This is a genomic window from Cognatilysobacter tabacisoli (genome assembly GCF_003586305.1).
Classification (GTDB): domain Bacteria; phylum Pseudomonadota; class Gammaproteobacteria; order Xanthomonadales; family Xanthomonadaceae; genus Cognatilysobacter_A; species Cognatilysobacter_A tabacisoli.
In genome coordinates this window covers 266,417-288,930 of sequence record NZ_QXJI01000001.1, presented here as the reverse complement: position 1 = coordinate 288,930, position 22,514 = coordinate 266,417, and the positions used below count along the sequence as shown (strand labels likewise).

The 22,514-nt window shown below is 72.4% G+C and carries 23 protein-coding genes; 7 read left to right on the top strand and 16 right to left on the bottom strand.

Annotated features, from left to right (window positions below):
* Window positions 1-33: 33 nt before the first annotated feature.
* On the bottom strand, window positions 34-936 hold the full coding sequence (locus D3A60_RS05970) for a sigma-E factor negative regulatory protein (protein WP_119717816.1): 903 nt from the start codon (window positions 934-936) through the stop codon (window positions 34-36).
* A complete protein-coding gene (gene rpoE / locus D3A60_RS05965; RefSeq protein WP_119717815.1) occupies window positions 933-1,553 on the bottom strand; it encodes an RNA polymerase sigma factor RpoE in 621 nt (206 codons plus the stop codon). Before rpoE ends, D3A60_RS05970 begins: the two co-directional genes overlap by 4 nt.
* Window positions 1,554-1,815: 262 nt before the next feature.
* Here rpoE and D3A60_RS05960 point away from each other — a divergent pair, with 262 nt between their 5' ends.
* On the top strand, window positions 1,816-3,891 hold the full coding sequence (locus D3A60_RS05960; RefSeq protein ID WP_119717814.1) for a 3-hydroxyacyl-CoA dehydrogenase NAD-binding domain-containing protein: 2,076 nt from the start codon (window positions 1,816-1,818) through the stop codon (window positions 3,889-3,891).
* Window positions 3,892-3,967: 76 nt separating this feature from the next.
* Here the strand turns inward: D3A60_RS05960 and D3A60_RS05955 are convergent, their stop codons facing one another.
* The 13 genes from D3A60_RS05955 to D3A60_RS05895 all read right to left on the bottom strand — a co-directional run bounded on the left by D3A60_RS05955 (window position 3,968) and on the right by D3A60_RS05895 (window position 14,918).
* Window positions 3,968-4,342 carry a PilZ domain-containing protein gene (locus tag D3A60_RS05955; protein ID WP_119717813.1) on the bottom strand — a complete coding sequence of 125 codons (375 nt, stop codon included), beginning with the start codon at window positions 4,340-4,342 and terminating at the stop codon, window positions 3,968-3,970.
* Entirely contained in the window at window positions 4,339-5,304 is a 966-nt protein-coding gene (locus tag D3A60_RS05950) for a DNA polymerase III subunit delta' (RefSeq protein WP_119717812.1), read from the bottom strand. The genes D3A60_RS05955 and D3A60_RS05950 overlap by 4 nt, the downstream gene beginning before the upstream one ends.
* Window positions 5,301-5,945 (bottom strand): dTMP kinase, encoded by a 645-nt coding sequence (gene tmk, locus D3A60_RS05945; RefSeq protein WP_407062772.1) that lies wholly within the window; start codon window positions 5,943-5,945, stop codon window positions 5,301-5,303. Before tmk ends, D3A60_RS05950 begins: the two co-directional genes overlap by 4 nt.
* Window positions 5,936-7,003, bottom strand: coding sequence for an endolytic transglycosylase MltG (gene mltG, locus D3A60_RS05940; RefSeq protein ID WP_119717810.1), 1,068 nt, complete (start codon window positions 7,001-7,003; stop codon window positions 5,936-5,938). Before mltG ends, tmk begins: the two co-directional genes overlap by 10 nt.
* Window positions 7,000-7,827: an aminodeoxychorismate lyase gene (gene pabC / locus D3A60_RS05935; RefSeq protein WP_119717809.1), complete on the bottom strand. Its 828-nt coding sequence runs from the start codon at window positions 7,825-7,827 to the stop codon at window positions 7,000-7,002. Before pabC ends, mltG begins: the two co-directional genes overlap by 4 nt.
* Window positions 7,824-9,191 carry an aminodeoxychorismate synthase component I gene (locus D3A60_RS05930; RefSeq protein WP_119717808.1) on the bottom strand — a complete coding sequence of 456 codons (1,368 nt, stop codon included), beginning with the start codon at window positions 9,189-9,191 and terminating at the stop codon, window positions 7,824-7,826. Before D3A60_RS05930 ends, pabC begins: the two co-directional genes overlap by 4 nt.
* 107 nt (window positions 9,192-9,298) lie before the next feature.
* On the bottom strand, window positions 9,299-10,537 hold the full coding sequence (gene fabF, locus D3A60_RS05925) for a beta-ketoacyl-ACP synthase II (RefSeq protein WP_119717807.1): 1,239 nt from the start codon (window positions 10,535-10,537) through the stop codon (window positions 9,299-9,301).
* Between the two features lie 187 nt (window positions 10,538-10,724).
* Entirely contained in the window at window positions 10,725-10,964 is a 240-nt protein-coding gene (gene acpP, locus D3A60_RS05920) for an acyl carrier protein (protein WP_036111977.1), read from the bottom strand.
* 130 nt (window positions 10,965-11,094) lie between these two features.
* A complete protein-coding gene (fabG, locus tag D3A60_RS05915; protein ID WP_119717806.1) occupies window positions 11,095-11,841 on the bottom strand; it encodes a 3-oxoacyl-ACP reductase FabG in 747 nt (248 codons plus the stop codon).
* Entirely contained in the window at window positions 11,838-12,794 is a 957-nt protein-coding gene (fabD, locus tag D3A60_RS05910; protein ID WP_269203660.1) for an ACP S-malonyltransferase, read from the bottom strand. Before fabD ends, fabG begins: the two co-directional genes overlap by 4 nt.
* 175 nt (window positions 12,795-12,969) lie before the next feature.
* Window positions 12,970-13,950 carry a beta-ketoacyl-ACP synthase III gene (locus D3A60_RS05905; RefSeq protein ID WP_119717805.1) on the bottom strand — a complete coding sequence of 327 codons (981 nt, stop codon included), beginning with the start codon at window positions 13,948-13,950 and terminating at the stop codon, window positions 12,970-12,972.
* 241 nt (window positions 13,951-14,191) lie between these two features.
* Window positions 14,192-14,386: a 50S ribosomal protein L32 gene (gene rpmF, locus D3A60_RS05900; protein ID WP_119717804.1), complete on the bottom strand. Its 195-nt coding sequence runs from the start codon at window positions 14,384-14,386 to the stop codon at window positions 14,192-14,194.
* Between the two features lie 19 nt (window positions 14,387-14,405).
* Complete coding sequence (locus tag D3A60_RS05895; protein ID WP_119717803.1) at window positions 14,406-14,918, bottom strand: YceD family protein; 513 nt, start codon at window positions 14,916-14,918, stop codon at window positions 14,406-14,408.
* 144 nt (window positions 14,919-15,062) lie between these two features.
* On the opposite strand from D3A60_RS05895, the gene D3A60_RS05890 reads away from it, so the two are divergent.
* Window positions 15,063-15,422, top strand: a complete 360-nt coding sequence (locus D3A60_RS05890) for a hypothetical protein (protein ID WP_119717802.1) — start codon at window positions 15,063-15,065, stop codon at window positions 15,420-15,422.
* Window positions 15,423-15,426: 4 nt separating this feature from the next.
* Window positions 15,427-16,002, top strand: a complete 576-nt coding sequence (locus tag D3A60_RS05885; protein ID WP_119717801.1) for a Maf family protein — start codon at window positions 15,427-15,429, stop codon at window positions 16,000-16,002.
* Window positions 16,003-16,020: 18 nt separating this feature from the next.
* Here D3A60_RS05885 and D3A60_RS05880 read toward each other — a convergent pair whose 3' ends face one another.
* On the bottom strand, window positions 16,021-17,868 hold the full coding sequence (locus D3A60_RS05880; protein WP_407062761.1) for an ArnT family glycosyltransferase: 1,848 nt from the start codon (window positions 17,866-17,868) through the stop codon (window positions 16,021-16,023).
* A gap of 169 nt (window positions 17,869-18,037) precedes the next feature.
* On the opposite strand from D3A60_RS05880, the gene D3A60_RS05875 reads away from it, so the two are divergent.
* Genes D3A60_RS05875 through D3A60_RS05860 form a run of 4 tightly spaced genes read left to right on the top strand, consistent with a single transcriptional unit; the run spans window position 18,038 to window position 22,462 of the window.
* Window positions 18,038-18,991: an AAA family ATPase gene (locus D3A60_RS05875; RefSeq protein ID WP_407062760.1), complete on the top strand. Its 954-nt coding sequence runs from the start codon at window positions 18,038-18,040 to the stop codon at window positions 18,989-18,991.
* A 2-nt stretch (window positions 18,992-18,993) separates the two neighbouring features.
* A complete protein-coding gene (locus tag D3A60_RS05870; protein ID WP_119717799.1) occupies window positions 18,994-19,989 on the top strand; it encodes a DUF58 domain-containing protein in 996 nt (331 codons plus the stop codon).
* Window positions 19,990-19,994: 5 nt separating this feature from the next.
* On the top strand, window positions 19,995-21,980 hold the full coding sequence (locus tag D3A60_RS05865) for a transglutaminase TgpA family protein (protein ID WP_119718988.1): 1,986 nt from the start codon (window positions 19,995-19,997) through the stop codon (window positions 21,978-21,980).
* A complete protein-coding gene (locus D3A60_RS05860; protein ID WP_119717798.1) occupies window positions 21,977-22,462 on the top strand; it encodes a Slp family lipoprotein in 486 nt (161 codons plus the stop codon). The genes D3A60_RS05865 and D3A60_RS05860 overlap by 4 nt, the downstream gene beginning before the upstream one ends.
* The last annotated feature ends 52 nt before the right edge of the window (window positions 22,463-22,514 follow it).

Genomic DNA, 22,514 nt, shown 5'->3' with positions numbered 1-22,514 from the left:
CGCCGGCCGCGTCACGGGGCCAGCAGCGGTGCGTCAGGGCTGGGGGCCGGCGTCGGAGGACGGGGCGGCGCTGGGATCCAGCCGAGGTTCGAACGGATAGAACGACGGCGCCGACGCCAGGCTCGCGCCGCTGCTGGCGGTCAGCGCGCCGGTGGCCGGGTAGTTCGGCAGGGCCGCGCGCGGCCACGGACGGGCGGTGATCGTGTCGGCCGGCAGCGGACGGAACGGGTCGGCCGAAGCCGGCGCGGCGCTGGTGGCAACCACGACCGGCGGCGCCGCGCTGGACGCGGCCGCGGCGACGACCTGCGTCGTCCGCTGCTGGGCGCGCAGCGCCGCGCGCTGCGATTGGCCGCGCGAACGGCGCTCGGCGGCACGCCGCGGGGCCTCGGCGACGGCCACCGCGACGGCGCTGGCCGCCAGCACCGGCGCGGCGGCGGCAGGCTCGGCCGCCGCGGGCGCCGCAGCGACGGGCGTCGTCGCGGGAGCGTCGGCGACGATCGGAGTCGACGCCGGGGCCACATCGCCGCCGGAGAACGGGCGGCCGACGAACAGCGCCGCCATCGCGACCGACGCCGCCAGCGCGGCGCCGCCCAGCCAGCGCCGCCGCGACAAGGCGCCCGCGCTGGAACCCGACGCCACCACCGTCGCGTGCTCGCCTGCGGCGACGCGCTCGCCCATGGCGATTGGCACCACCGTGGCCGCCGACTCGCGCGCGAGGCGTGCCGCGACCCCGTCGGCGAAATCGAGCGGGGCAGCCGCGGTCGCGCGGCCGCGCATCGCGTCGCCGGCCAGCTGCCAACGGCTGAAGCTCTCCCGCCACTGCGGGTCGTGGGCCAACCGCTTCAGCGCGAAGCGCGCGGCATCGCCCTGCAGCTCGCCGTCGAACAGCGCGCTGAGGGCATCACGGTCATCGTGCGGATTGAGGGTCGACATCATCGGTGGGCACGTTCGCGTTGGTCGTTATCGAGCAGGGGGCGCAGCTGCGCATCGATCGCCTCGCGGGCGCGGAAGATCCGCGAACGCACGGTGCCGATCGGGCAGTCCATCTTCTGCGCGATCTCGTCGTAGCTCAGGCCGTCCACCTCGCGCAGGGTGATGGCGACCTTCAGGTCCTCCGGCAGGCCGTCGACCGCCCGCATCACGGTGCGCTCGATCTCCTGACGCAGCAGCTCGCGCTCGGGCGTATCGGTGTCGCGCAGGCGCGCGCCGCCATCGAACTGCTCGGCGTCGGCGGCGTCGATGTCCTCGTTGGGAGGACGGCGGTTCTGCGAGACCAAATGGTTCTTGGCGGTGTTCACGGCGATCCGGTGCAGCCACGTATAGAACTGGGCATCGCCCCGGAAGTTCGGCAGCGCCCGGTAGGCACGGATGAACGTTTCCTGGGCGACGTCCTGGCACTCGCTCCAGTCGGCGATGTAGCGCCCGATCAGTCCGACGATCCGGTGCTGGTACTTGCGCACCAGGGCATCGAAGGCCGCACTGTCGCCTCGCTGTACACGCCTGACCAGCTCCTGGTCGAGTTCCAGCTGTCTGTCCAACTCTTGTTCGGCCATACGGCGCGCCGGCACTCCTGTCAGCTCGGCCATGGCCGGGCACTGTGACCACCCATCCGGGGGAAAGTTCCGCGGCGCCCGGGCATCCGCCCGCCGCGCGCCGCGCATTCATTGACACCGACCAACATCGGGCCGCGGCGTGCCATCCGCAAGCGCCAAGCGTCACGCACCGGACGCGGGCCGCGGGACGCCGCGATTTGACGGCGTCGAAACATCCTCGGGATGATAGCGGCCTATTCCATACGTGAACGGATGGTGCAGCATGACCGCAGGCCTGCACGGGCTGTCGCGCTTCGACGGCCTCCGCGCCCAGCACTGGACGACCGAACTGCGCGGCGACGGCGTCGTCGTTCTGTCGTTCGACCGTGCCGGCGCATCGGTCAACACGTTCGGCCAGGACGTGCTGGTCGAACTCGACGGCCTGCTCGAGCGCCTCGCGCTGGATCCGCCCAAGGCGCTCGTGGTGCGCTCGGCCAAGGCCAGCGGCTTCATCGCCGGCGCCGACATCAAGGAGTTCCAGGTCTTCGACCAGCAGGGCACGGTCGACGGCGCGATCCGCCGCGGCCAGCAGGTGTTCCAGCGACTGGCCGAGCTGCCGTGCCCGACGGTGGCGGCGATCCACGGCTTCTGCATGGGCGGCGGCACCGAGCTCGCGCTCGCGTGCCGGTACCGCGTCGCCAGTCGCGATCCGTCCACGCGCATCGGCCTGCCCGAGGTCAAGCTCGGCATCTTCCCCGGCTGGGGCGGCAGCGCGCGGCTGCCGCGCCTGGTCGGCGCGCCGGCCGCGTTCGACCTGATGCTCACGGGCCGCACGCTGTCGGCCTCGGCCGCGCGCGCGATGGGGCTGGTCGACAAGCTCGCCGAGCCGGCCGACCTCGTGCAGGAGGCGGCGATGCTCGGCCTGCGCGGCACCCAGCGCCCGTTCAAGCAGCGCCTGCTCGGCTGGGCGACGAACACCCTGCCCGCCCGCAAGCTGCTGGCGCCGATGCTGGCCAAGCAGGTCGCCCGCAAGGCGCGCAAGGAGCACTATCCCGCGCCGTACGCGCTGATCGGCGCGTGGGAGCGCAGCGGCGGCGCCGGCATCCAGGGGCGCCTCGCCGCCGAGCGCAAGGCCGTGGTCAAGCTCGCCTCAACGCCGACCGCGCGCAACCTGATCCGGGTGTTCTTCCTGCAGGAGCGGCTGAAAGGGCTCGGCGGGAAGGATCACGGCATCAGGCACGTGCACGTCGTCGGCGCCGGCGTGATGGGCGGCGACATCGCGGCGTGGTCGGCCTACAAGGGCTTCGAGGTCACGCTGCAGGACCGCGAGCAGCGCTTCGTCGACGCCGCGCTGCAGCGGTCGACCGCACTGTTCGACAAGAAGGTCAAGGACGAGTCCAAGCGCGCGGCCGTCGCGGGCCGGTTGAAGGGCGACCTCGCCGGCGACGGCGTGCCCCACGCCGACCTCGTCATCGAGGCGATCATCGAGAAGGCCGAGGCCAAGCGCGAGCTCTACGCGGCCGTCGAGCGGCGGATGAAGGCCGACGCGCTGCTGACCACCAACACCTCGTCGATTCCGCTGACCGAACTGCGCGGGCACATCGCGCGCCCGGCGCAGTTCGCCGGCCTGCACTACTTCAACCCGGTCGCGCTGATGCCGCTGGTGGAGATCATCCGCCACGACGCGCTGACGCCGGACGTGGAGCAGCGCCTCGCAGCGTTCTGCAAGGCGATCGACAAGCTGCCGGTGCCGGTCGCCGGCACGCCGGGATTCCTCGTCAACCGCGTGCTGTTTCCGTACCTGCTCGAAGCCGCGACGGCGTACGCCGAGGGCATTCCCGGCGCGGCGATCGACAAGGCCGCGGTCAAGTTCGGCATGCCGATGGGGCCGATCGAGCTGATCGACACGGTCGGGCTCGACGTCGCTGCCGGCGTCGGTGCCGAGCTCGCCCCGTTCCTCGGCCTGCCGATCCCGGCGTCGCTGTCGACGCCGCCGGAGGCCGGCAAGCGCGGCAAGAAGGACGGACAGGGCCTGTACAAGTGGGAGAACGGGCGCGCGGTGAAGCCGGCGCTGGCTAAGGAATACCAGGCGCCGTCCGACCTCGAGGACAGGCTGGTCCTGCCGCTGCTCAACGAGGCGGTCGCGTGCCTGCACGACGGCGTGGTCGCCGATGCCGACCTGCTCGACGCCGGCGTGATCTTCGGCACCGGATTCGCGCCGTTCCGCGGCGGGCCGATCCAGTACATCCGCGAGGCCGGTGCCGACGCGTTGCTGGCTCGCCTGCAGCAGCTGCACGCGCGCTACGGCGACCGCTTCGCGCCGCGACCGGGCTGGGACGCGCCGGCGCTGCGGCCCTAGCGCGACGCGGCACCCGGACCAAACGAAAGAGGCCGCGCAAGCGGCCTCTTTCCATTGCACGACGCTGGCGCGACCGTTACATCGTGTGCGTGGCGCGCTCGGCGTTCAGCGTGCCGGCCAGCATCGCTTCGATCTTGCCCTTCAGGGCCTCGCCTTCGGCGCTGTCGACGAATTGCACGCCGATGCCCGCGGGGCGATTGCCCTGCGCGCCCGGCGGCGTCACCCAGACGACCTTGCCGGCGATCGGCAGGCGCTCGGTCGAATCGGGCAGCGTCAGCAGCAGGAAGACCTCGTCGCCGAGGAAATAGCGCTTCGGCGTCGGCACGAAGATGCCGCCCGCCTTCAGGAACGGCATGTACGCGCTGTACAGCGCCGCCTTGTCCTTGAATGCGTGGTTGACGATGCCCTGGCGTGCCCCGCCACCGGCTGCGCCCGCGTTGCCTCCACTCATCCGTGCTGTCCTCGCGCCACGCTTGCCCCGTCCCCGGCCTGCCAGGCCATCAACAATTCGACGATCGCCAGATCGGTCCGGACCGTCGTGCGCAACAGATCGCGGACGCGGTTGGCACGATCGAACCACGCCGCCAGACTGCGCGCTCGGGTCGGGTCGGTCAAGCGGGCCGCCTCGGCCAGCGCGACGTCCGCGGCGTGCTGCAGCCGCAGCGCGGCGTGCTCGTCGCTGGCCCATCGCTGCGCCGTCTCGATCGCCGATGCATCGCCGCGCGACAGCCGCGCGAGGTCGCCGGCGACTTCGCGGCGCAGCGCCATGCCGTCGCCCTCGAGCCACTGGTGCGCAAGCCCCGGATGCCCGCGCGTCGCGTCGAGCGCCTCGGCCGCTTCGGCGTCGCGGTGGCCCTGTGCGCGCAGCCAGGCGACGGACTCCTCCCGCGACGGCAGGCGGAACTCGAGGCGCTGGCAGCGGCTGCGGATCGTCGCCGACAGCCGGTGGGGATTCGCGCTGACCAGCCACAGGTAGCGGCCGTCGACCGGCTCCTCGAGCGTCTTCAGCAACGCGTTGCTCGCGGCGTGGTTGATCGCGTCGGCGGGATCGAGGATCGCGACCTGCGCGGCGCCGTACTGCGTCGTCAGCGTGAGCTTCTCGGACAGCGCGCGGATCTGGTCGATGATGATCTCGGTGCGCAGCCGCGTGCCTTCCTTGTTGGGGATGAACGACACGACGTGGAAATCCGGGTGGGTGCCCGCGTCGAGCAGCTGGCAGCTGCGGCAGCGCCCGCACGGCTCGCCGTCTATGCGCTGCTGGCACAGCACGCGGCGCGCCAGCCGCTCGGCGACTGCCCGCTTGCCGAGCATCGCCGGGCCACAGAACAGCTGCGCGTGGCCGAGACGGCCGGCGTCCAGCGCCGCCGTCGCCTGCTCGTACGCGCGCTGCTGCCACGGTGCGAACGCGCTCATGCGAGCCCGGCCATGTAGTCGCGCAGGTGCGCACGCGCCGCGGCGGCCACGGCTTCGATCGGCCGGGTCGCGTCGATGACGCGGAAGCGGTGCGGTTCGGCGGCGGCGCGGGCCAGGTAGCCCTCGCGCACGCGCTCGAAGAAGTCCTCGCGCTCGCCCTCGATCCGGTCGGCGGCGCCGCGCCCGCGGGCGCGCTGCAGCCCCACGTCGACCGGCACGTCGAGCAGCAGCGTCAGGCCCGGCACGATGCCGACCACACGCCGCTCCAGATCGGCGATGAAACCGACGTCGCCGCCGCGCGCTGCGCCCTGGTACGCATAGCTGGCATCGGTGAACCGGTCGCTCAGCACCCACGCGCCGCGCGCGAGCGCCGGGGCGATGGTCTCGGCCACGTGCTGGGCGCGCGCGGCGAACATCAGCAGCAGCTCGGTGTCGGCGGTCGGCGGTTCGTGGTGCGTGTCCAGCAGCAGGCCGCGGATCTGCTCGGCCAGCGGGGTCCCGCCGGGCTCGCGCGTGCAGACGAGCCCGTCGCCGCGCGCGGCGATCTCCTCGCGCAGCGCGGCCAGTACGGTCGATTTGCCCGCGCCCTCGCCGCCCTCCAGCGTGACCAGGCGCGGCTGCGTCGCCAGCGTCATTGCGATTCGGCCTGCCGCGCCTTGCGGTAGTTCTGCAGGTAGGCGCGGACGTTGGCCTCATGCTCGGCGAGCGTGCGCGCGAACAGGTGGCGGCCGCTGCCGTCGCCCACCGCGACGAAGTAGAGGTGGTCGCCCGGCGCCGGGTTCGCCACCGCGTTGAGCGCGTCGACGCCCGGCATCGCGATCGGCGTCGGCGGCAGCCCGGGGCGCGTGTACGTGTTGTACGGCGTGTCGGTGGTCAGGTCGCGCTTGCGGATGTTGCCGTCGTATGCGGCGCCGAGCCCGTAGATCACGGTCGGATCCGTCTGCAGGCGCATGCCGATGCGCAGGCGCCGCTCGAACAGGCCGGCGATCTGCGGGCGCTCGGCGGAGACGCCGGTCTCCTTCTCGACGATCGACGCCAGCACCAGCATCTCGTCCGGCGTCTTGAGGACCGAATCCTTGCTGCGGCGCGCCCACGCGGCGTCGAGCGCCTTGGCCATCGCCTCGTGCGCGCGGCGCAGCACGTCGAGATCGCTGTCGCCGCGCGTGTAGGCGTAGGTCTCGGGCAGGAACCGCCCCTCCGGGTGCTGGCCGGCATGGCCGATCGCCTTCATCAGCGCGGCGTCGTCGAGGCCCGCGGACTCCTGCTCCAGTTCGGCAACCCGCTTCAGCGCCGCGCGCAGTTCGCGGATGTTCCAGCCTTCGACGATGGTGAAGCGGCGCTGCACGATGCGGCCGTCGCGGACCATCTCCAGCAGCTCGCGCGGGGTCATGCCCGGCTTCAGCTCGTACTCGCCGACCTGGAGCCGCCCGGCCGCGCCGAGCTGCCGCGCGAGCGCGCGCCACTCGAGCGAATCGCCCTCCACCACGCCGGCCTCGCGCAGCTTGCGCACGACCGCCGGAACGGTGTCGCCGGATGCCACCACGAGCGCTTCGCCGTTCTCGATGCCGGACATCGGCGCGTCGGCGAACCCGTCGTAACGCTGCCACAGCCAGAACGCGGCCGCCGCGGCGACCAGCACCAGCAGCACGAACAGCTTGAACACGACCCCGAGGCAACCACCCTTGCGCTTGCGACTCACGATTCCTCCACGACGAACGCCGGATGCAGCCCGGCCAGCTGCCGCTGCAGCGCGCGCACGGCGGGGTGCGGCGCCCAGGTGCGCAGGCCGAGCCGCGCGACCGGCAGGATACCGCGCACCGCATTGCACAGGACCACCGCGTCCGCGGACTCGACCTCGTCGACCGTCACAACGCCGACGTGAGCCGGCACCAGCCGCAGCACGTGTTCCCGGCAGACGCCGGCCACGCCGCAGCGGTCCAGCGCCGGCGTGCGCCACACGTCGCCGCTCAGCACGAACACGTTCGCGGCGGTGGCGCAGACCACGTCGCCGTCGATGCTGCGCATCAGCCCCTCATGCGCCTCCGCGTCGGTCGCTGTGGCCCATTCGGCGCGGGCCAGCACCTGCTCGAGGCGGTTGCAGTGCTTGAACCCGGCGAGTGCGGGCTGCGTCGCGAGCCGGGTGCCGCACCAGCGCACGGCGATGCCCTCGACCGGCAGCGACGCGGGCAGCGGGTGGACGCCGAGCGTCCACGTGGGCGTCGGCGCCGCCTCCGGCGCGTACCCGCGCCCGCCCGCGCCGCGCGACACCACGAGCTTGAGCACGCCGGTACCGGCGCCGCGGCTCGCGGCTTCGACCTCCTCGCGCACCCGCTGCGCCGGCGGCAGCGCGATCGCCAGATGCCGCGCGCCGCGCGACAGCCGTGCCCAGTGCGCGTCCCACCACGGCACGCGGCCGCCGTGGATGCGCATGGTCTCGAACAGCCCGTCGCCGTAGGCGAAGCCGCGGTCGTCCGGCGGGATGGCCGCGACCTCGTCGGCCCCGACGAACACGCGCGTCGTCATCCCGCGACTCCGAGCGCGCGCAGCATGCCGCGGGCCTTGGCGCGCGTTTCGTCGAGCTCGCGCTCGGGCACCGAGTCGAACACGATGCCCGCGCCGGTGCGGAAGCGCAGTTCGGTGCCGCCGGAAACCGGTTCGAGTTCGGCGCTCCGGATCAGGATGTTGAGGTCGAGGTCCCCGTCGCGGTTCAGCCAGCCCATCGCACCGGTGTACGCGCCGCGTCCCACGCCCTCGAGTTCGGCGACGATCTGCATGCACCGCACCTTCGGGCAGCCGGTGATCGTGCCGCCCGGGAAGACTGCGCGGATCACCTCGCCGGGCGTCGCGTCGGGCCGCAGGCGCCCGCGCACGTTGCTGACGATGTGGTGCACGTGCGCATAGCTCTCGACCGTCATCAGCTCATCGACCTCGACGCTGCCGGGCGTGCAGACGCGACCCAGGTCGTTGCGCTCCAGGTCGATCAGCATCACGTGTTCGGCGCGCTCCTTCGGGTGGCCGACCAGCTCCTGGATGCGCGCGCGGTCGTCGTCGCCGGCGAACCGCGGCCGCGTGCCTGCGATCGGCCGGGTCTCCACCACGTCGCCGCGCACCGACACGAGCCGCTCGGGCGACGCGCTGACCACCGCCCAGCCATCGCCGGCGAACACGCCCGCGAACGGGGCCGGGTTGTGCGCGCGCAACCGCTGGAACAGGGCCGCCGGCTCAAGCGGGCGATCGAACTGCGCGCGCCAGCCGCGCGACAGGTTGACCTGGAACACGTCGCCGGCGGCGAGGTAGTCGATCACGCGCGCGACGCCGTCGGTGTAGCGCGCGGCCTCGTCCTCGTCGATTCGCGCCGGAGCCTGCCAGTCCGGCAGCGTGGGGGCGCGCAGCGCCGCCGCGGCGTCGCGCTCGATCGCATTCAGCAGGTGGCCAAACCCCGACTCGGCAACGGCCACGCATTCGCCCGTGGCGTGGTCACGCAGCACCGCGGCCGGGCAGCGGACCGCGAGCGCTACCGGGACGGCGCCCGGGGCCGGCGGCAGCGACAGCACCGGCTCCACCTGCGCGGCCAGCTCGTACGACAGCAGCAGCGCCCAGCCGCCGCGGAACGGCCAGCGCGGCTCGTCGCGCGCCGTCTGCTGCGCGCGCCATGCCGCATCGAGCGCGTCGAGGAACGTGCCGGGCTTCGCCTGCCCGCTGGGGTCGCGGGTGACGCCGTCGGGGCCGAGCCGCAGCGCCTCGTCGCCGGCCACCAGCAGCAGGTCCCAGCGTCCCTGCGCGGTGCCGTGCGCGCTCGATTCGAGCAGCAGCGGGAAGCGCAGCGGTGCCGACCGGTGCAGGTCGAGCAGGTCGATCGATGTCGGCAGCGCGCGGCTCAGCAGCATCGGGGGTCCGGGACGGCCCGACCGCGCGTGGGTGCGGGCCGCGGCGTGCGATGCGGTGCGCGCAGGGCCGCGCGCGCCGCTGGGGCCCCGCCGTGCGGGGCGCGGAATCACATCTTGCGGAACACCAGCGTGCCGTTGGTGCCGCCGAAGCCGAAGCCGTTCGACACGGCCACGTCGACCGCGTGCTGGCGCGCCACGTTCGGCACGTAGTCGAGATCGCAGCCCTCGCCTGGTTCGTCGAGGTTGATCGTCGGCGGGATGATGCCGGTGTGCAGCGCCATCACCGAGAAGATCGCCTCGGCACCACCGGCGGCGCCGAGAAGGTGGCCGGTCATCGACTTGGTCGAACTGACCATCGTCCTGTACGCGTGGTCGCCGAGCGCGCGCTTGACCGCGAGCGTCTCGGCCAGGTCGCCCAGCGGCGTCGACGTGCCGTGCGCGTTGAGGTAGCCGACCTGGTCGGCGTTGATCTTCGCGTCCTTGAACGCCGCGACCATGCAGCGCGCCGGGCCCTCGCCGTTCTCGCTGGGCGCGGTCATGTGGAACGCATCGGAGCTGGCGCCGAAGCCGGCGAGCTCGCAATAGATCCGCGCGCCGCGCGCCTTGGCGTACTCGTACTCCTCGAGCACGAGGATGCCGGCGCCGTCGCCCATGACGAAGCCGTCGCGGTCCTTGTCCCACGGCCGCGACGCGCGCGTCGGCTCGTCGTTGCGGGTCGACATCGCCTTCATCGAGCAGAACCCGGCCATCGAACTCGGCGTCGAACCGCGCTCGGCGCCGCCGGCGATCATCACGTCGGCGTCGCCGTGCTGGATCATGCGCATCGCCATGCCGATCGAATGGTTCGACGTCGCGCAGGCCGACACCGCGGAAAAATTCGGGCCCTTCATGCCGGTCAGCAGGCTGATCTGGCCGGGCAGCATGTTGATGATGGTGCTCGGCACGTAGAACGGGCTGACCTTGCGCGGACCGCCCTCGTGCAGCTTCACCGCGGTTTCCTCGATGCCGAGGATGCCGCCGATGCCCGAGCCAATCAGCGCGCCCACGCGCTCGGCGTTGGCCTCGGTCACTTCGAGCCCGGCGTCGCGCATCGCCATCATCGACGCGGCGACGCCGTAGTGGATGAACGGGTCCATCTTCTTTGCGTCCTTCGGGTTCACCCACTGGGTGACGTCGAAGCCGCGCACTTCACCGGAGATCTTGGTGACGTAGCCCTCGGTGTCAAAATGGGTGATCGGACCGATGCCCGAACGGCCGTTGACGATGCCGTCCCAGGTGGTGGCCAGGTCGTTGCCCAGCGGGGAGACGATGCCGAGGCCGGTGATGACGACGCGACGTGGGGACATGAAGGGCTCCGCTTGGATTCAGTGCCGTCGGCGGGGCCGGCCGGGCGGCCCGCACCGCAGGTTGCATCGCGACGGCAGCGTGCCGCGGCGATGGATGGTTCCGTAAAGACGCGGGGCCGCAGTGCGGCCCCGGTCGGTGGTGCTGGCGGCGACGGCGCAACGCCGCCGGCCGCTCCGCGAGGCGCGCTTACGACTTGACGTGCGCCTTGACGTAGTCGATGGCCTGCTGCACCGAAGTGATCTTCTCGGCTTCCTCGTCCGGGATCTCGCACTCAAACTCTTCCTCGAGCGCCATCACCAGCTCGACGGTGTCCAGCGAATCCGCGCCGAGGTCGTCGACGAACGACGCGTTGTTCGTGACCTCGTCTTCCTTGACGCCAAGCTGTTCGACCACGATCTTCTTGACGCGCTCTTCGATGCTGCTCATTGGTGCTCTCTCCTCCCGGACGGGATGTTCGATTTACTAGTCTAATGGAAACCCCGGCGTTCGCGAGAGCGCCGGTGCGGATGGGCCAAAGCCCTTTTTCTTCAAACGCTTACCGGATGCGACGGGCGCATCACGGCATGTACATGCCGCCGTTGACGTGCAGGGTTTCGCCGGTGATGTACGCCGCCGACGGACCGGCCAGGAACGCCACCGCGCGGGCGATGTCGGCCGGCTCGCCGAATCGGCCCAGCGCGATCTGCCCGAGCATCGCGTTCTTGGCGTCCTCCGGCAGCGACCGGGTCATGTCGGTGTCGATGAAGCCCGGCGCGACGACATTCACCGTCACGCCGCGCGAGCCGATTTCCTTCGCCAGCGACTTGCTGAAGGCGATGATGCCGGCCTTGGCGGCCGCGTAGTTCGCCTGCCCCGCGTTGCCGGTCACGCCGATCACCGATGCGATGTTGATGATGCGCCCCTTGCGGGCCTTCATCATCGCGCGCATGACCGACTTGGACGTGCGGAACACGCTGGTCAGGTTGGTGTCGAGGATGGCCTGCCAGTCCTCGTCCTTCATCCGCATCAGCAGGTTGTCGCGGGTGATGCCGGCGTTGTTGACCAGGATCGAGATCGCGCCGATGTCCTTGGCGATGCCGTCGAGCACCGATTCGATCGAGCTCGCATCGCTGACGTCGAGCATGCGGCCGTGGCCGCCGTGCGCGGCCAGGCGCTCGCCGATCGCGGCGGCGCCGGACTCGGAGGTCGCGGTGCCGATCACGGTCGCGCCCTGCACGGCGAGTTCGTCGGCGATGGCGGCGCCGATGCCGCGGCTTGCGCCGGTGACCAGGGCGATCTCGCCGGAGAGGGGAAGCTGGCTCATGCGGGGTTCCATTCGTTCAGGGCGGCATCGAAGTCGGCCGGAGTGCCCAGTGCGCGCGCGTGGAGCGACTTGTCGATGCGCTTCACAAGGCCGCTGAGCACCTTGCCCGGGCCGCACTCGGCCACGCGGGTGGCACCGCGCGCGGCGAGCGCCTGCACACAGCCGGTCCACTGCACCGGCAAATAGAGCTGGCGGACCAGCGCGTCGCGGATCGATTCCACGCCGTCGTGCACTTCGGCGTCGACGTTCTGCACGATCGGCAGGCTGGGGGCGTGCCAGGTCAGGTCGCCCATTGCTTCGGCGAGCCGGTTGGCGGCCTCGCGCATCAGCGGCGTGTGCGACGGCACGCTGACGGCGAGCTTGACCGCCTTTCGCACGCCGCGCTCGGCCAGTTGGACCAGCGCCGCGTCGACGGCAGCGGCGTGGCCACCGATGACGATCTGGCCGGGCGAATTGAAGTTGGCAGGGACAACGACGGCGTTGCCGGAAACGGCGGAGCAGACCTCCGCGACGAGGGCGTCCTCGGCGCCGAGCACGGCGGCCATCGCGCCGGTGCCCGCCGGCGCCGCGTCCTGCATCAGCTGCCCGCGCAGGCGGACCAGGCGCGCGGCGTCGTGCAGCGACAGCGCGCCGGCGGCGACCAGCGCCGCGTACTCGCCGAGGCTGTGGCCGGCGAGCATCGCCGGTTCTGGTCCGCCCGCCGCCTGCCAGGCGCGCCACACGGCGACGCTGGCCGCGAGCAGCGCGGGCTGGGTGAACTCGGTCTGGTTCAGTTGCGCCTCGGGACCCTGCTGGCTCAGCGCCCACAGGTCGACGCCGGCGCCCTCGCTGGCCTCGGCAAACGTGCCGGCAACGCCGGCATCGCGCGCGGCAAGCTCGGCGAGCATGCCCAGCGACTGCGAGCCCTGCCCCGGGAACACGAATGCCAATGAAGTGTCTTGCCTTGCGCCCACGCGACCGCCCACCAAAAAACGAACGCGCAATGATACGAGCGATTGCTCTAACGCGTCTGTACCCGCGCGTACAGTCACGCCGCCGATCGACGCGGACGTCGGCCGTGGCAGGCGTGCCCAACGCAAAACGCCCCGGCGGGCCGGGGCGTTTCATCTGCAACCATCGGGCGCGCGGTCAGTAGCGGACCAGCGCCGATCCCCACGTGAAGCCGCCGCCGAACGCCTCGAGCAGCAGCAGCTGGCCGCGCTGCACCTTGCCCGAGCGCACCGCGTGGTCCAGCGCCAGCGGCACCGAGCCCGACGAGGTGTTGCCGTGCTTGTCGACGGTGACGACGACGCGGTCCATCGGCATGTCCAGACGCTTCGCGGTCGCCTCGATGATGCGCAGGTTGGCCTGGTGCGGGATCAGCCAATCGATGTCGTGGCGGTCGAGGCCGTTGGCCTCGAGCGTCTCCTCGACGACGGAGTCAAGTGCCTTCACCGCGTGCTTGAACACCTCGTTGCCGGTCATCAGGACACGCACGCCGGCGTTGGGCTCGTCGAGCTTGAAGCCCGCCGACACGCCGACCGGGTTGTACAGCAGCTCCTTCTTGCCGCCGTCGGCATGCAGGTGGGTGCTGAGGATGCCGGTCTCGGCGTCGGCCTTGAGCACGACCGCGCCGGCGCCGTCGCCGAACAGCACGCAGGTGCCGCGGTCGCTCCAGTCGAGCATGCGGGTCAAGGTCTCGGCGCCGACCACCAGCACGGTCTTCGCCGCGCCCGAGCGGATGAACTTGTCGGCAACGGTCAGCGCGTACACGAAGCCGGTGCAGGCCGCGTTGACGTCGAAGGCCGGGCAGCCGTTGGCGCCGAGCCGATGCTGGAGCAGGCACGCGGTCGACGGAAAGATGATGTCCGGCGTGGTCGTGCCGACGACGATCAGGTCGAGCTCGCTCGCTAATACGCCGGCCGACTCGAGCGCACGGACCGATGCGTGGTATGCCAGGTCACAGGTGGTCTCGCCCTCGGCGGCCACGTGGCGCTGCCGGATGCCGGTGCGCGCCGCGATCCATTCGTCGCTGGTGTCGACAAACTTGGCCAGGTCGTCGTTGGTCAGGCACTTTTCCGGCAGGTAGCTGCCGGTGCCTGCGATACGCGCGTAGATGTGCTCTGCCATTACCGCCTGTTACCCCGTCCGGCACGTCGGATGCGACGTGCGACTAAGCCGCAGAAGCACGGGCACGTCAAGGACGGCGCCGGCCCCGGAGCACGAAACGGGCCATGCGGCCCGTTTCGGTTCGCTGGCCGGATCGATCGATTCGAATCGAACGACGCGGCCGGTCGTGGCTGCCGGCGGCGGTGCCGCGCGACAGCCGGTGCCGGTCCCGGTGGCGGTCACCCGCCCGGGACCGCGAGGATCACTCCTCGTCGACGACCTTGGTCTGGGTGTCGATGACCTTCTTGCCGCGGTAGTAGCCGTCGGCGGTCACGTGGTGGCGCAGGTGGGTCTCGCCCGTGGTCGGGTCGGTGGCCAGCTGCTTGGCGGACAGCGCGTCGTGCGCACGACGCATGCCACGCTTGGACGGGGTGACGCGGGACTTCTGGACAGCCATGGTCTTACTCCAGGGAAACTCAGTTCGATTTGTTCTTAATCGCCGACAGCGCGGCGAAGGGGTTGGCCCGCTCCTGCTCGGCCTCGCTGGCCGGCCACTCGCGTTCCACTTCTTCCGTCCCCGGCGCCACCGGCACGACCGGCACCGCCAGGATCAACTCGTCCTCGACCAGCTCGGCCGTCCGCAGCATGCCGTCGTCCGGCACCAGCAGAGGCTCGTAGCCCGGCGGCAGCGCGGCCTCGTCCGCCTCGTCGCGGATCAGGCCGAGCCGCTGCACGATGTGCACCGGCAGCAGGAATCGATTCATGCTGCGCTGGCATTCCAGCGGCAGCTCGGCATCGATGCGCAGCTCGACGTACGGGACCTGCAGCGAATCGCGATCGAACTCGAGCGCGAACCGCACGTCACCTTCGGTATCGAGCAGGCTGCCCTGCAGTCGCGTCAGCGATGACAGCGGCAGGCGCCCTTCGACGCCGCGCCGGGCCGTGACCATGCGCCATGCATCAAGAATCCCGGGCAGGTCGGCTGACATAAGCCGCGGAATGGTAAGGATCGGGGCCCCGCGTGTCAAACCGCGGGACCGCCGGCGGCGCAGGTTTGCGGGCTTGCGCCCGGGCACGGCAGACTGGCTTTCCAACGCAGAACGACCGGCCCCGACTTTTGTGAACACCGTTCCGTGAAGACCGCCCTGTTCATCCTGATCGGCGTCGCCTGCGTGGCCGCGCTCGCGCTGATGTTGCGCCGGCCCAGTCGCCACCAGCGGGCGGTCCGCGACGTGCTCGACGCCGCCGACGCGCTCGAGGACCGGCTGCGCACGGCGCGCGACGAAATCCAGGCGGTCGCCGGCGAGCGCGACCAGGACCCGGTCCGCGACGCGATGCGGGAGATGCTGCGCCAGCGCCTGTGGCTGCGTGATCACGGCCGCAACGCCACGGTCGCCGAACTGGCCGAGGTCCGCGCGTCGATCGACGCCGCACGCGACCGCATCGACGACCAGCTGGTGCGGATCGCGCAGGCCCGGGCGCCGGCGGTCTGAGCCGATGCCGCGACTCGTCCTGGCCTCCACCTCCCGCTACCGGCGGGAGCTCCTGTCGCGGCTGGGCCTGCCGTTCGATGTCGAACGCCCGGACGTCGACGAAACCGCGGCCGACGACGAGTCGCCGACGTCGCTGGCGCTGCGCCTGGCCGCGGCCAAGGCAGCGGAGGTGTCCGCGCGACATCCCGGGGCCTGGGTCATCGGCTCCGACCAGGTCGCCGACCTGGCCGGTCGTCCGCTCGGCAAGCCCGGTACGCGCGACGCGGCGATCGCCCAGCTGACGGCGATGTCGCCGCACGCGATCCGGTTCCGCACGGCGGTCTGCGTGATGCGCGACGGCGCGCCGGTCGGCCACGCGCTCGACACCACCACCGTGCGCTTCCGCCGGCTCAGCGCCGACGAGATCGCCCGCTACGTCGACGCGGAGCAGCCGCTGGACTGCGCCGGCAGCTTCAAGTCCGAAGGGCTCGGCGTGACCCTGTTCGACGCGATCGAGACCAGCGACCCGACCGCGCTGGTCGGCCTGCCGTTGATCGCCACCGCCAGGCTGCTGCGCGACGCCGGCTACGCCCTGCCGTAGCCCTCGGGCCCGCCGACGTCAGTCGCCGACGACGATCGGCTGCTCCGCCCAGTCCTCGACGCTGCCGTCGCGCCCGCGCAGGCGCAGGCCCAGCCAGTACCTGCCCGCCGGCATCGCGGCGAGGTCGACGTCGGCGCTGAAGCCGACATCGGGGTGCTGCGGATCGGTCGTTCCCGGCCACGACTGCTGCAGGCCCGGGTACGCACTGCCGTAGCGGGCGGCGGCGACCTGGCGACCGTTGATCGTCACGTCGACGCCGGACAGCCCGACCCCGTCCTTGAACGCCCAGCCGCTCACGGTGAAGCGGCGCGGCACGGGCGCGCCGGCGACGGGCGCATCGACCCACGCCATCGCCGGCGTGGTGCAGGCGCCGTCGCGACGGCCGGCGATCTCGAATGTCAGGAATCGTTGGCGACCGTGGTCGACATTCAGCACCTTCGGAGCGGGCAGCGGCCCCACCGTCCGGCACAGCGCGTGATACCGGGCGAGCAGGTGCTTGTACTCCACCTCGCTGGCGCCGACCACCAGCAGCACCGGCGCGTCGCCCCATGCGTCGCGTCCGCCCGAGCGCAGCCCCCACAGCGCGAGCTGCGGCGCGCGCCCGTGCTTGTGGTTGACGGGATGGTCGAGCACCTCGATGTCGGGCCGGCCCAATGCGAAGCCGAGCTCGGCGCCCAGCTTGAAATTGTCCGCGACCAGGCGCGTGCCGGGCGGCATCGAGGCCAGCTGGCTGCGCACGCGCTCGGCGACCTCGTCCCAGCCGGCGAAGTTCGACGGGTACCACTTCGACGCAGCGGCCTGCGCGCGCACCGAGGGCATCGACACCGCGACGTAGTACCCAAGCACCGCCGCCAGCCCGAGGCCGGCCAGGCTCCACGTCGCCATGCGCAGCGGCCGCGACCAGCGCGCCAGCACCGCCGGCAGCAGCGGCAGCAGCGCCAGGTAGCCCGGCAGCGGCCAGTGGAAGCTGACCCGCTCGTTGTCGGCGACGAAGCCGAGCGCGAAGAATCCGAGCACCACCACGGCGCCGAGCAGCGCGAAATAGCGCACCGATGCGCGCGCGTCGGCCCGCCCGCGCCACGCGGCGCTGCCGAGCGCGGCCAGCAGCAGCGGCGTCACCAGCAGCGCCTGCACCGCGATGAACCACGCGCCGTCGGGGTGGAACGCCCACGGATGGCGGTCGACCAGCTGGAAGCGCAGCCCGGCCTCGGCGTTGTCGAGGTTCCACGCCAGCAGCGGCGTCCACGCGGCCGCGCCGATGCAGATGGCCATGATCATGCGGACGTCGCGCAGCACACGCCGGCCCTCCGGCAGCCACAGCAGCACCAGGAAGCCCACGCCGATCACCGCGATGAAGCGGTAGTGGCTCAGCGCGCCGATCGACAGGCCCAGCGCCAGTTCCAGCGCCGTCGCCGGTGTGACCGCACGCAGCAGCCGGGCGCCGGCGTCGACGCACAGCAGCGTGGCCAGCGCCATCGCCGCGTCCGGCAGCGCGAGCAGGCCGAGCGAGCCGGCGAGCGGCAGCAGCAGCGCGAAGCAGCCGGCGACCCAGCCGTCGCGCTCGGAAAACTCGCGCGCGGCGATGCGCACGACCAGCAGCGGCACGAGCGCTGCGACCAACAGGAACGGCGCGCGCAGCGCCAGCAGCGTGTGGCCGCCGAGCTCGACGCCCAGGCGCGCCATCCACGCGGTCAGGCCCGGCAGGTCCGAATACGCCAGCGCCAGGTGCTGTCCTTCCTGCCAGTAGAACGCCTCGTCGACGAACAGCGGCAGCCGCGTGGCGACCAGCACCTTGACCAGCAGCACGGCGCTCCACAGCGCCCAGAACGCACGCCGCATCGTCGCGGCCTCGGAATGCTCCCGCATCGGGCTGGTGACCTCGCTACACTCTGGTGAACGGCGTGCCGCGCAGTTCGCGCAGCGTCCGGCGATTCGAATCGGATCGGCGAAACCGCCGCCCGGCGGTGGCCGTACAGCCAGTCATTCGACGACCGACCGCGTCGTCGACGGATCCATCCCCGGGAGAACTCGCACGATGTCGGCATCCCCCACGGCGGCGCCCATGCTAACCGATGGCCTGCGCGCGTCCCTTGACCGCGCGCAGACACAGGTCAACGGGCTGGTGCTCGGCAAGGCGCACGAGGTGCGGCTGGCGTTCGTCGCGCTGCTGTCCGGCGGCCACCTGCTGATCGAAGACCTGCCCGGGCTCGGCAAGACCACGCTGGCGCACGCGCTGGCGGCGACCCTCGGCCTCGATTTCCAGCGCGTGCAGTTCACCTCGGACCTGCTGCCGGCCGACGTCGTCGGCGTGTCGGTGTTCGACCCGCAGGCGCGGCGCTTCGAGTTCCACCCCGGCCCGATCTTCACCCACGTGCTGCTGGCCGACGAGATCAACCGCGCGCCGCCGCGCACGCAGAGCGCGCTGCTCGAAGCAATGGCCGAGCATCAGGTCACCGTCGACGGCACCACCCACCTGCTGCCCGATCCGTTCTTCGTGATCGCCACGCAGAACCCGGTCGACCTCTCCGGCACCTACCCCCTGCCCGATTCGCAGCTCGACCGCTTCCTGCTGCGGCTGGCGCTGGGCTACCCGAGCGAGGCGGCCGAGCGCGACCTGCTGGCCGGCGCCGACCGGCGCGACCTGATCGCGCAGACGCTGCCGATCCTCGGCGCCGACGACGTCATCGCTGCGCGCCGGGCGGTCAATGCGGTCCACGCCAGCGACGCATTGATCGCGTACGTCCAGGCGCTGCTCGCGCGCAGCCGCCGCCACGCCGGCGTCCGCGTTGGCCTGTCGCCGCGCGCGGGCCTGGCGCTGCTTCGCGCCGCCCGCGCCTACGCGCTGCTGCTCGGCCGCAGCCACGTGGTGCCGGAGGACGTGCAGGCGCTGTTCGTGCCGGTTGCCTCGCATCGCCTGACCGCCGACGCCCAGGGCGAGAGCGACGCGGCGCTGGCCAAGGCGATCCTGCACGCGGTGCCGGTCGACTGAGCGTGCACGCGGCCCGCCGTCGCTGGCAGCAGTGGTTGCTCCTGCTGGCGCGCCCGCGCGCGCCGGAGTCGCTGCCGGTCGAACTGCATCGGCGCCGCGTCTACGTGCTGCCGACGGGCTTCGGCCTGTTCTTCGCGGGGCTGCTGCTGGCGATGGTGGTCGGCGCGCTGAACTACAACAACAACCCGGCGCTGCTGCTCGCGCTGCTGCTCGCCGGTGCGGGGCTCGCGAGCCTTGTCGCCGCGCAGCTGCAGCTGACGGGTCTTGCGATCACCGCGATCGAGGCCGAGCCGGTCGCGGCCGGCCAGCCGCTGACCGTCCGTGTCCATGCGCGCGCCGAGCCGGGGCGCCTCCGCCGCGGGCTGCGTGTCGACGTCGAGCCCGCTTCGTGGGCGGTGGGCGACGACGCGCAGGCGCCGATCCCCTCCGCGCGGCTCGACCTCGACCAGGGCCACGGCGAGGCCGAACTGGCGTGGCCGACGCGGCGCCGCGGCTGGCTCGACCTGCCGCGCCTGCGCCTTTCGACGACGCGCCCGCTCGGGCTGGCGCGCGCGTGGTCGTACGTGTGGACCGACCAGCCGCTGCTGGTCTACCCGGCGCCGGAGGCGCACGGCCCGCCGCTGCCGCCGGGCGTCGGCGAACAGGCGCAGACGCGGCTGCACGCCACCGGCGACGACGTCCACCACCTGCGCGCCTACCGCGCCGGCGACTCGCGCCGCGCGATCGCGTGGAAGCCGTCGGCCCGCCGCGACAGCCTCGTCGTGCGCGAATACGAGCAGCCGCTCGGTGCCGACGTCGAACTGGCGTGGCGCGAACTCACCGGGCTGGACACCGAGTCGCGCATTGCGCGCCTGGCGCGCTGGGTCGACGAGGCCGAACGCGACGGCCGCCGCTATCGACTCGTCCTGCCGCTGCAGCCCGTGATCGGTCCGGCGCGCGGCGCGCAGCACCGCCACGCGTGCCTGCGCGCGCTCGCGCTGCTGCCGGCGTCCGCGTGACCTCGATGTTCAAGCGCGCGCCGACGCTGCCGCTGGATGCCGACACCCGGCGCTGGGTCCTGCTGGCGACGGGCGCCTGCCTGCTGCCGCTGCTGCTGCAGCTGCCCTCCCCGCTCGGCTGGCTGATCGGCGTCGCCGCGGCGGCCATGGCGGGCCTGGCGTGGAGGCGCCCCGCGCCGGCCGCGCTGCGGCTGCTGCTGGCGGTCGGCGTGGTCGGCGCGGTGCTGGCGCTGACCTCGTTCCGACTCGGCCGCGACACCGGCTGCGCGCTGCTGGCGGCGATGCTGGCGATCAAGCCGGCAGAGACGGTCGGCCTGCGCGACGCCCGCAGCCTGGTCGGCTTCGCGCTGTTCGCCCCGTTCGCAACGTTCCTGCTGGACCAAGGGCCGCTCACGCTGGGGCTCGGCCTCGTCGGTGCGATCCTCGGGCTCGTCGCGCTGCAGCGCTGCGCGGAGGCCGAGTCCGGCGATCGCGCCGGCGCGATCGGGTGGCGGCAGCGCGTGGCCGGAATCGGGCGGCTGCTGGCGATCGGGTTGCCGCTGGCGCTCGCGGCGTTCTGGCTGTTCCCGCGGCTGGGCTCGCCGTTCTGGGGGGTGCCGGAGCGCGCCCTCGCCCGCCCCGGCCTGTCGGACTCGATGGCGCCAGGCCAGTGGCTGGACTTCATGACCGACGATTCGCCGGCCCTGCGCGTGCGCTTCTTCGGCCCGGCGCCGCCGACGTCGCAGATGTACTGGCGCGGCCCGGTGATGTGGAACTTCGACGGGCGCGAATGGACCCAGCCGCGCTGGCTCGGCGGGGTCGAGCCGGCCGCCGTGCGCCCGTCGAACGTGCGCTACGACTACGAGCTGGAGATCGAGCCGACTGACCGCCGCCAGCTGGTCGCGCTCGACCTGCCGCTCGCCGCGCCGGAGCGCGCGCGCCTGTCGCTGGACCACCGGCTGATCGCGGACCGCCCGCTCAGCGCGCTGACCCGCTGGCGGATGCAGTCGTCGCCGCCGGCGGCCTACGAACCGCAGCTCAAGCAGACCTTGCGACGGTTCGCGCTGGGCCTGCCCGAGGGCTACAACCCGCGCACGCTGACGCTGGCGCGGCAGTGGCGCGCCGAGGCGGGCGCGGACGACCGCGCGATCGTCGACCGCGCGCTGGCGTGGATCCGCCGCGACTTCGCCTACACCCTCGACACCCCGCTGCTCGGCCGCAACTCGGTCGACGAGTTCCTGTTCGACACCCAGCGCGGCTTCTGCGAGCACTACAGCTCGGCGTTCGTGGTGCTGATGCGCGCCGCCGGGATTCCCGCCCGTGTCGTCACCGGCTACACCGGCGGCTACCGCAACCCGATCGGCGACTACTGGATCGTCCGTCGCTCCGATGCGCACGCTTGGGCCGAGGTCTGGCTGGACGGCCGCGGCTGGGTGCGAGTGGACCCGACGGCCGCGGTCGCGCCGGAGAACATCTACGACACGCTGGCCGACCGCGCGTCCGCCGGCGGCGGGCTGCTCGGTGGACTCGAGGGGTTCGGCACCGTGCTCAACCTCAGCGACTGGCTGCGGCGCGGCTGGAACGACTTCGTGCTCGGCTTCGACGCGAGCCGCCAGCAGCGGCTGCTGGCGCCGCTGGGGATCGAACGGCTCGACGGCCAGCGCCTCGGCCTGCTGTTCGGCGTGGCGGCCGGTCTGGCGCTGCTGTGGATGGCGTGGCTCAGCACCCGCGGCGTGCGCGAGCGCGACCCGGTGCTGCGCGCCTGGCACCGGCTCGCGGCGCGCTACGACCGCATCGGGCTGGCGCGCGCGCCCGACGAGCCGGCGCTGGCGTGGGCTGAACGCGTCAGCCAGGCGCGTCCCGACCTCGGCGCGGCCTTGGGTCCGCTCAGCCAACGTTTCTCGGATTGGCGCTACGCTGCCGGCGGCGATGCGGGGGGCGATGCCCGGTCGCTGGCCCACGCGCTGCGCGCCCACCGACCCACGCCGACGCCCTCCGGAGACCGACCATGACCATCCGCGTTGCCGTCCTCGCCGTCGCCACCGCGCTGCTCGCGGCGTGCGCCAACGAACCACAGCCGCTGCAGGGCCAGTTCGCGCAGATCACCCCGCGCCAGGCCGCCGAGGGCGACAGCACCGGCGCCGTCGTGCGCTGGGGCGGCCGCATCGTCGACGTCGAGCCGCAGACCAACCGCACCTGCTTCGAGATAATCTCGACCCGGCTGGGCACGTTCGCTCGACCGTACTGGGCCAGCGACGACACCGGCGGCCGCTTCATCGCGTGCCGCACCGGCTTCTACGACCCGGCGGTGTTCGAGAAGAACCGCGAGGTCACGTTCACCGGCCGCGTCAGCGGCTACCAGAGCCGCAAGATCGGCGGGTACGACTACCGCTTCCCGGTGGTCGAGGCCGACATCGTCTACCTGTGGCCGGTGCGCGAGACCGTCGATGTGGTCACCCGCCCGGCCCCGTGGCCGTGGTGGGGGTACTGGTAAGTCATCCGCGGTCACGCGCCGCGAGAACGACAAAGCCCGCCGCGAGGCGGGC

What these genes read in the sequence shown, in the direction of transcription:
- D3A60_RS05970 (WP_119717816.1), bottom strand. Translation starts at nt 936, where the DNA reads ATGATGTCGACCCTCAATCCGCACGATGACCGTGATGCCCTCAGCGCG.
- rpoE (WP_119717815.1), bottom strand. Translation starts at nt 1,553, where the DNA reads ATGGCCGAACAAGAGTTGGACAGACAGCTGGAACTCGACCAGGAGCTG.
- D3A60_RS05960 (WP_119717814.1), top strand. Translation starts at nt 1,816, where the DNA reads ATGACCGCAGGCCTGCACGGGCTGTCGCGCTTCGACGGCCTCCGCGCC.
- D3A60_RS05955 (WP_119717813.1), bottom strand. Translation starts at nt 4,342, where the DNA reads ATGAGTGGAGGCAACGCGGGCGCAGCCGGTGGCGGGGCACGCCAGGGC.
- D3A60_RS05950 (WP_119717812.1), bottom strand. Translation starts at nt 5,304, where the DNA reads ATGAGCGCGTTCGCACCGTGGCAGCAGCGCGCGTACGAGCAGGCGACG.
- pabC (WP_119717809.1), bottom strand. Translation starts at nt 7,827, where the DNA reads ATGACGACGCGCGTGTTCGTCGGGGCCGACGAGGTCGCGGCCATCCCG.
- D3A60_RS05930 (WP_119717808.1), bottom strand. Translation starts at nt 9,191, where the DNA reads ATGCTGCTGAGCCGCGCGCTGCCGACATCGATCGACCTGCTCGACCTG.
- fabF (WP_119717807.1), bottom strand. Translation starts at nt 10,537, where the DNA reads ATGTCCCCACGTCGCGTCGTCATCACCGGCCTCGGCATCGTCTCCCCG.
- acpP (WP_036111977.1), bottom strand. Translation starts at nt 10,964, where the DNA reads ATGAGCAGCATCGAAGAGCGCGTCAAGAAGATCGTGGTCGAACAGCTT.
- fabG (WP_119717806.1), bottom strand. Translation starts at nt 11,841, where the DNA reads ATGAGCCAGCTTCCCCTCTCCGGCGAGATCGCCCTGGTCACCGGCGCA.
- D3A60_RS05905 (WP_119717805.1), bottom strand. Translation starts at nt 13,950, where the DNA reads ATGGCAGAGCACATCTACGCGCGTATCGCAGGCACCGGCAGCTACCTG.
- rpmF (WP_119717804.1), bottom strand. Translation starts at nt 14,386, where the DNA reads ATGGCTGTCCAGAAGTCCCGCGTCACCCCGTCCAAGCGTGGCATGCGT.
- D3A60_RS05895 (WP_119717803.1), bottom strand. Translation starts at nt 14,918, where the DNA reads ATGTCAGCCGACCTGCCCGGGATTCTTGATGCATGGCGCATGGTCACG.
- D3A60_RS05885 (WP_119717801.1), top strand. Translation starts at nt 15,427, where the DNA reads ATGCCGCGACTCGTCCTGGCCTCCACCTCCCGCTACCGGCGGGAGCTC.
- D3A60_RS05880 (WP_407062761.1), bottom strand. Translation starts at nt 17,868, where the DNA reads ATGCGGGAGCATTCCGAGGCCGCGACGATGCGGCGTGCGTTCTGGGCG.
- D3A60_RS05875 (WP_407062760.1), top strand. Translation starts at nt 18,038, where the DNA reads ATGTCGGCATCCCCCACGGCGGCGCCCATGCTAACCGATGGCCTGCGC.
- D3A60_RS05865 (WP_119718988.1), top strand. Translation starts at nt 19,995, where the DNA reads ATGTTCAAGCGCGCGCCGACGCTGCCGCTGGATGCCGACACCCGGCGC.
- D3A60_RS05860 (WP_119717798.1), top strand. Translation starts at nt 21,977, where the DNA reads ATGACCATCCGCGTTGCCGTCCTCGCCGTCGCCACCGCGCTGCTCGCG.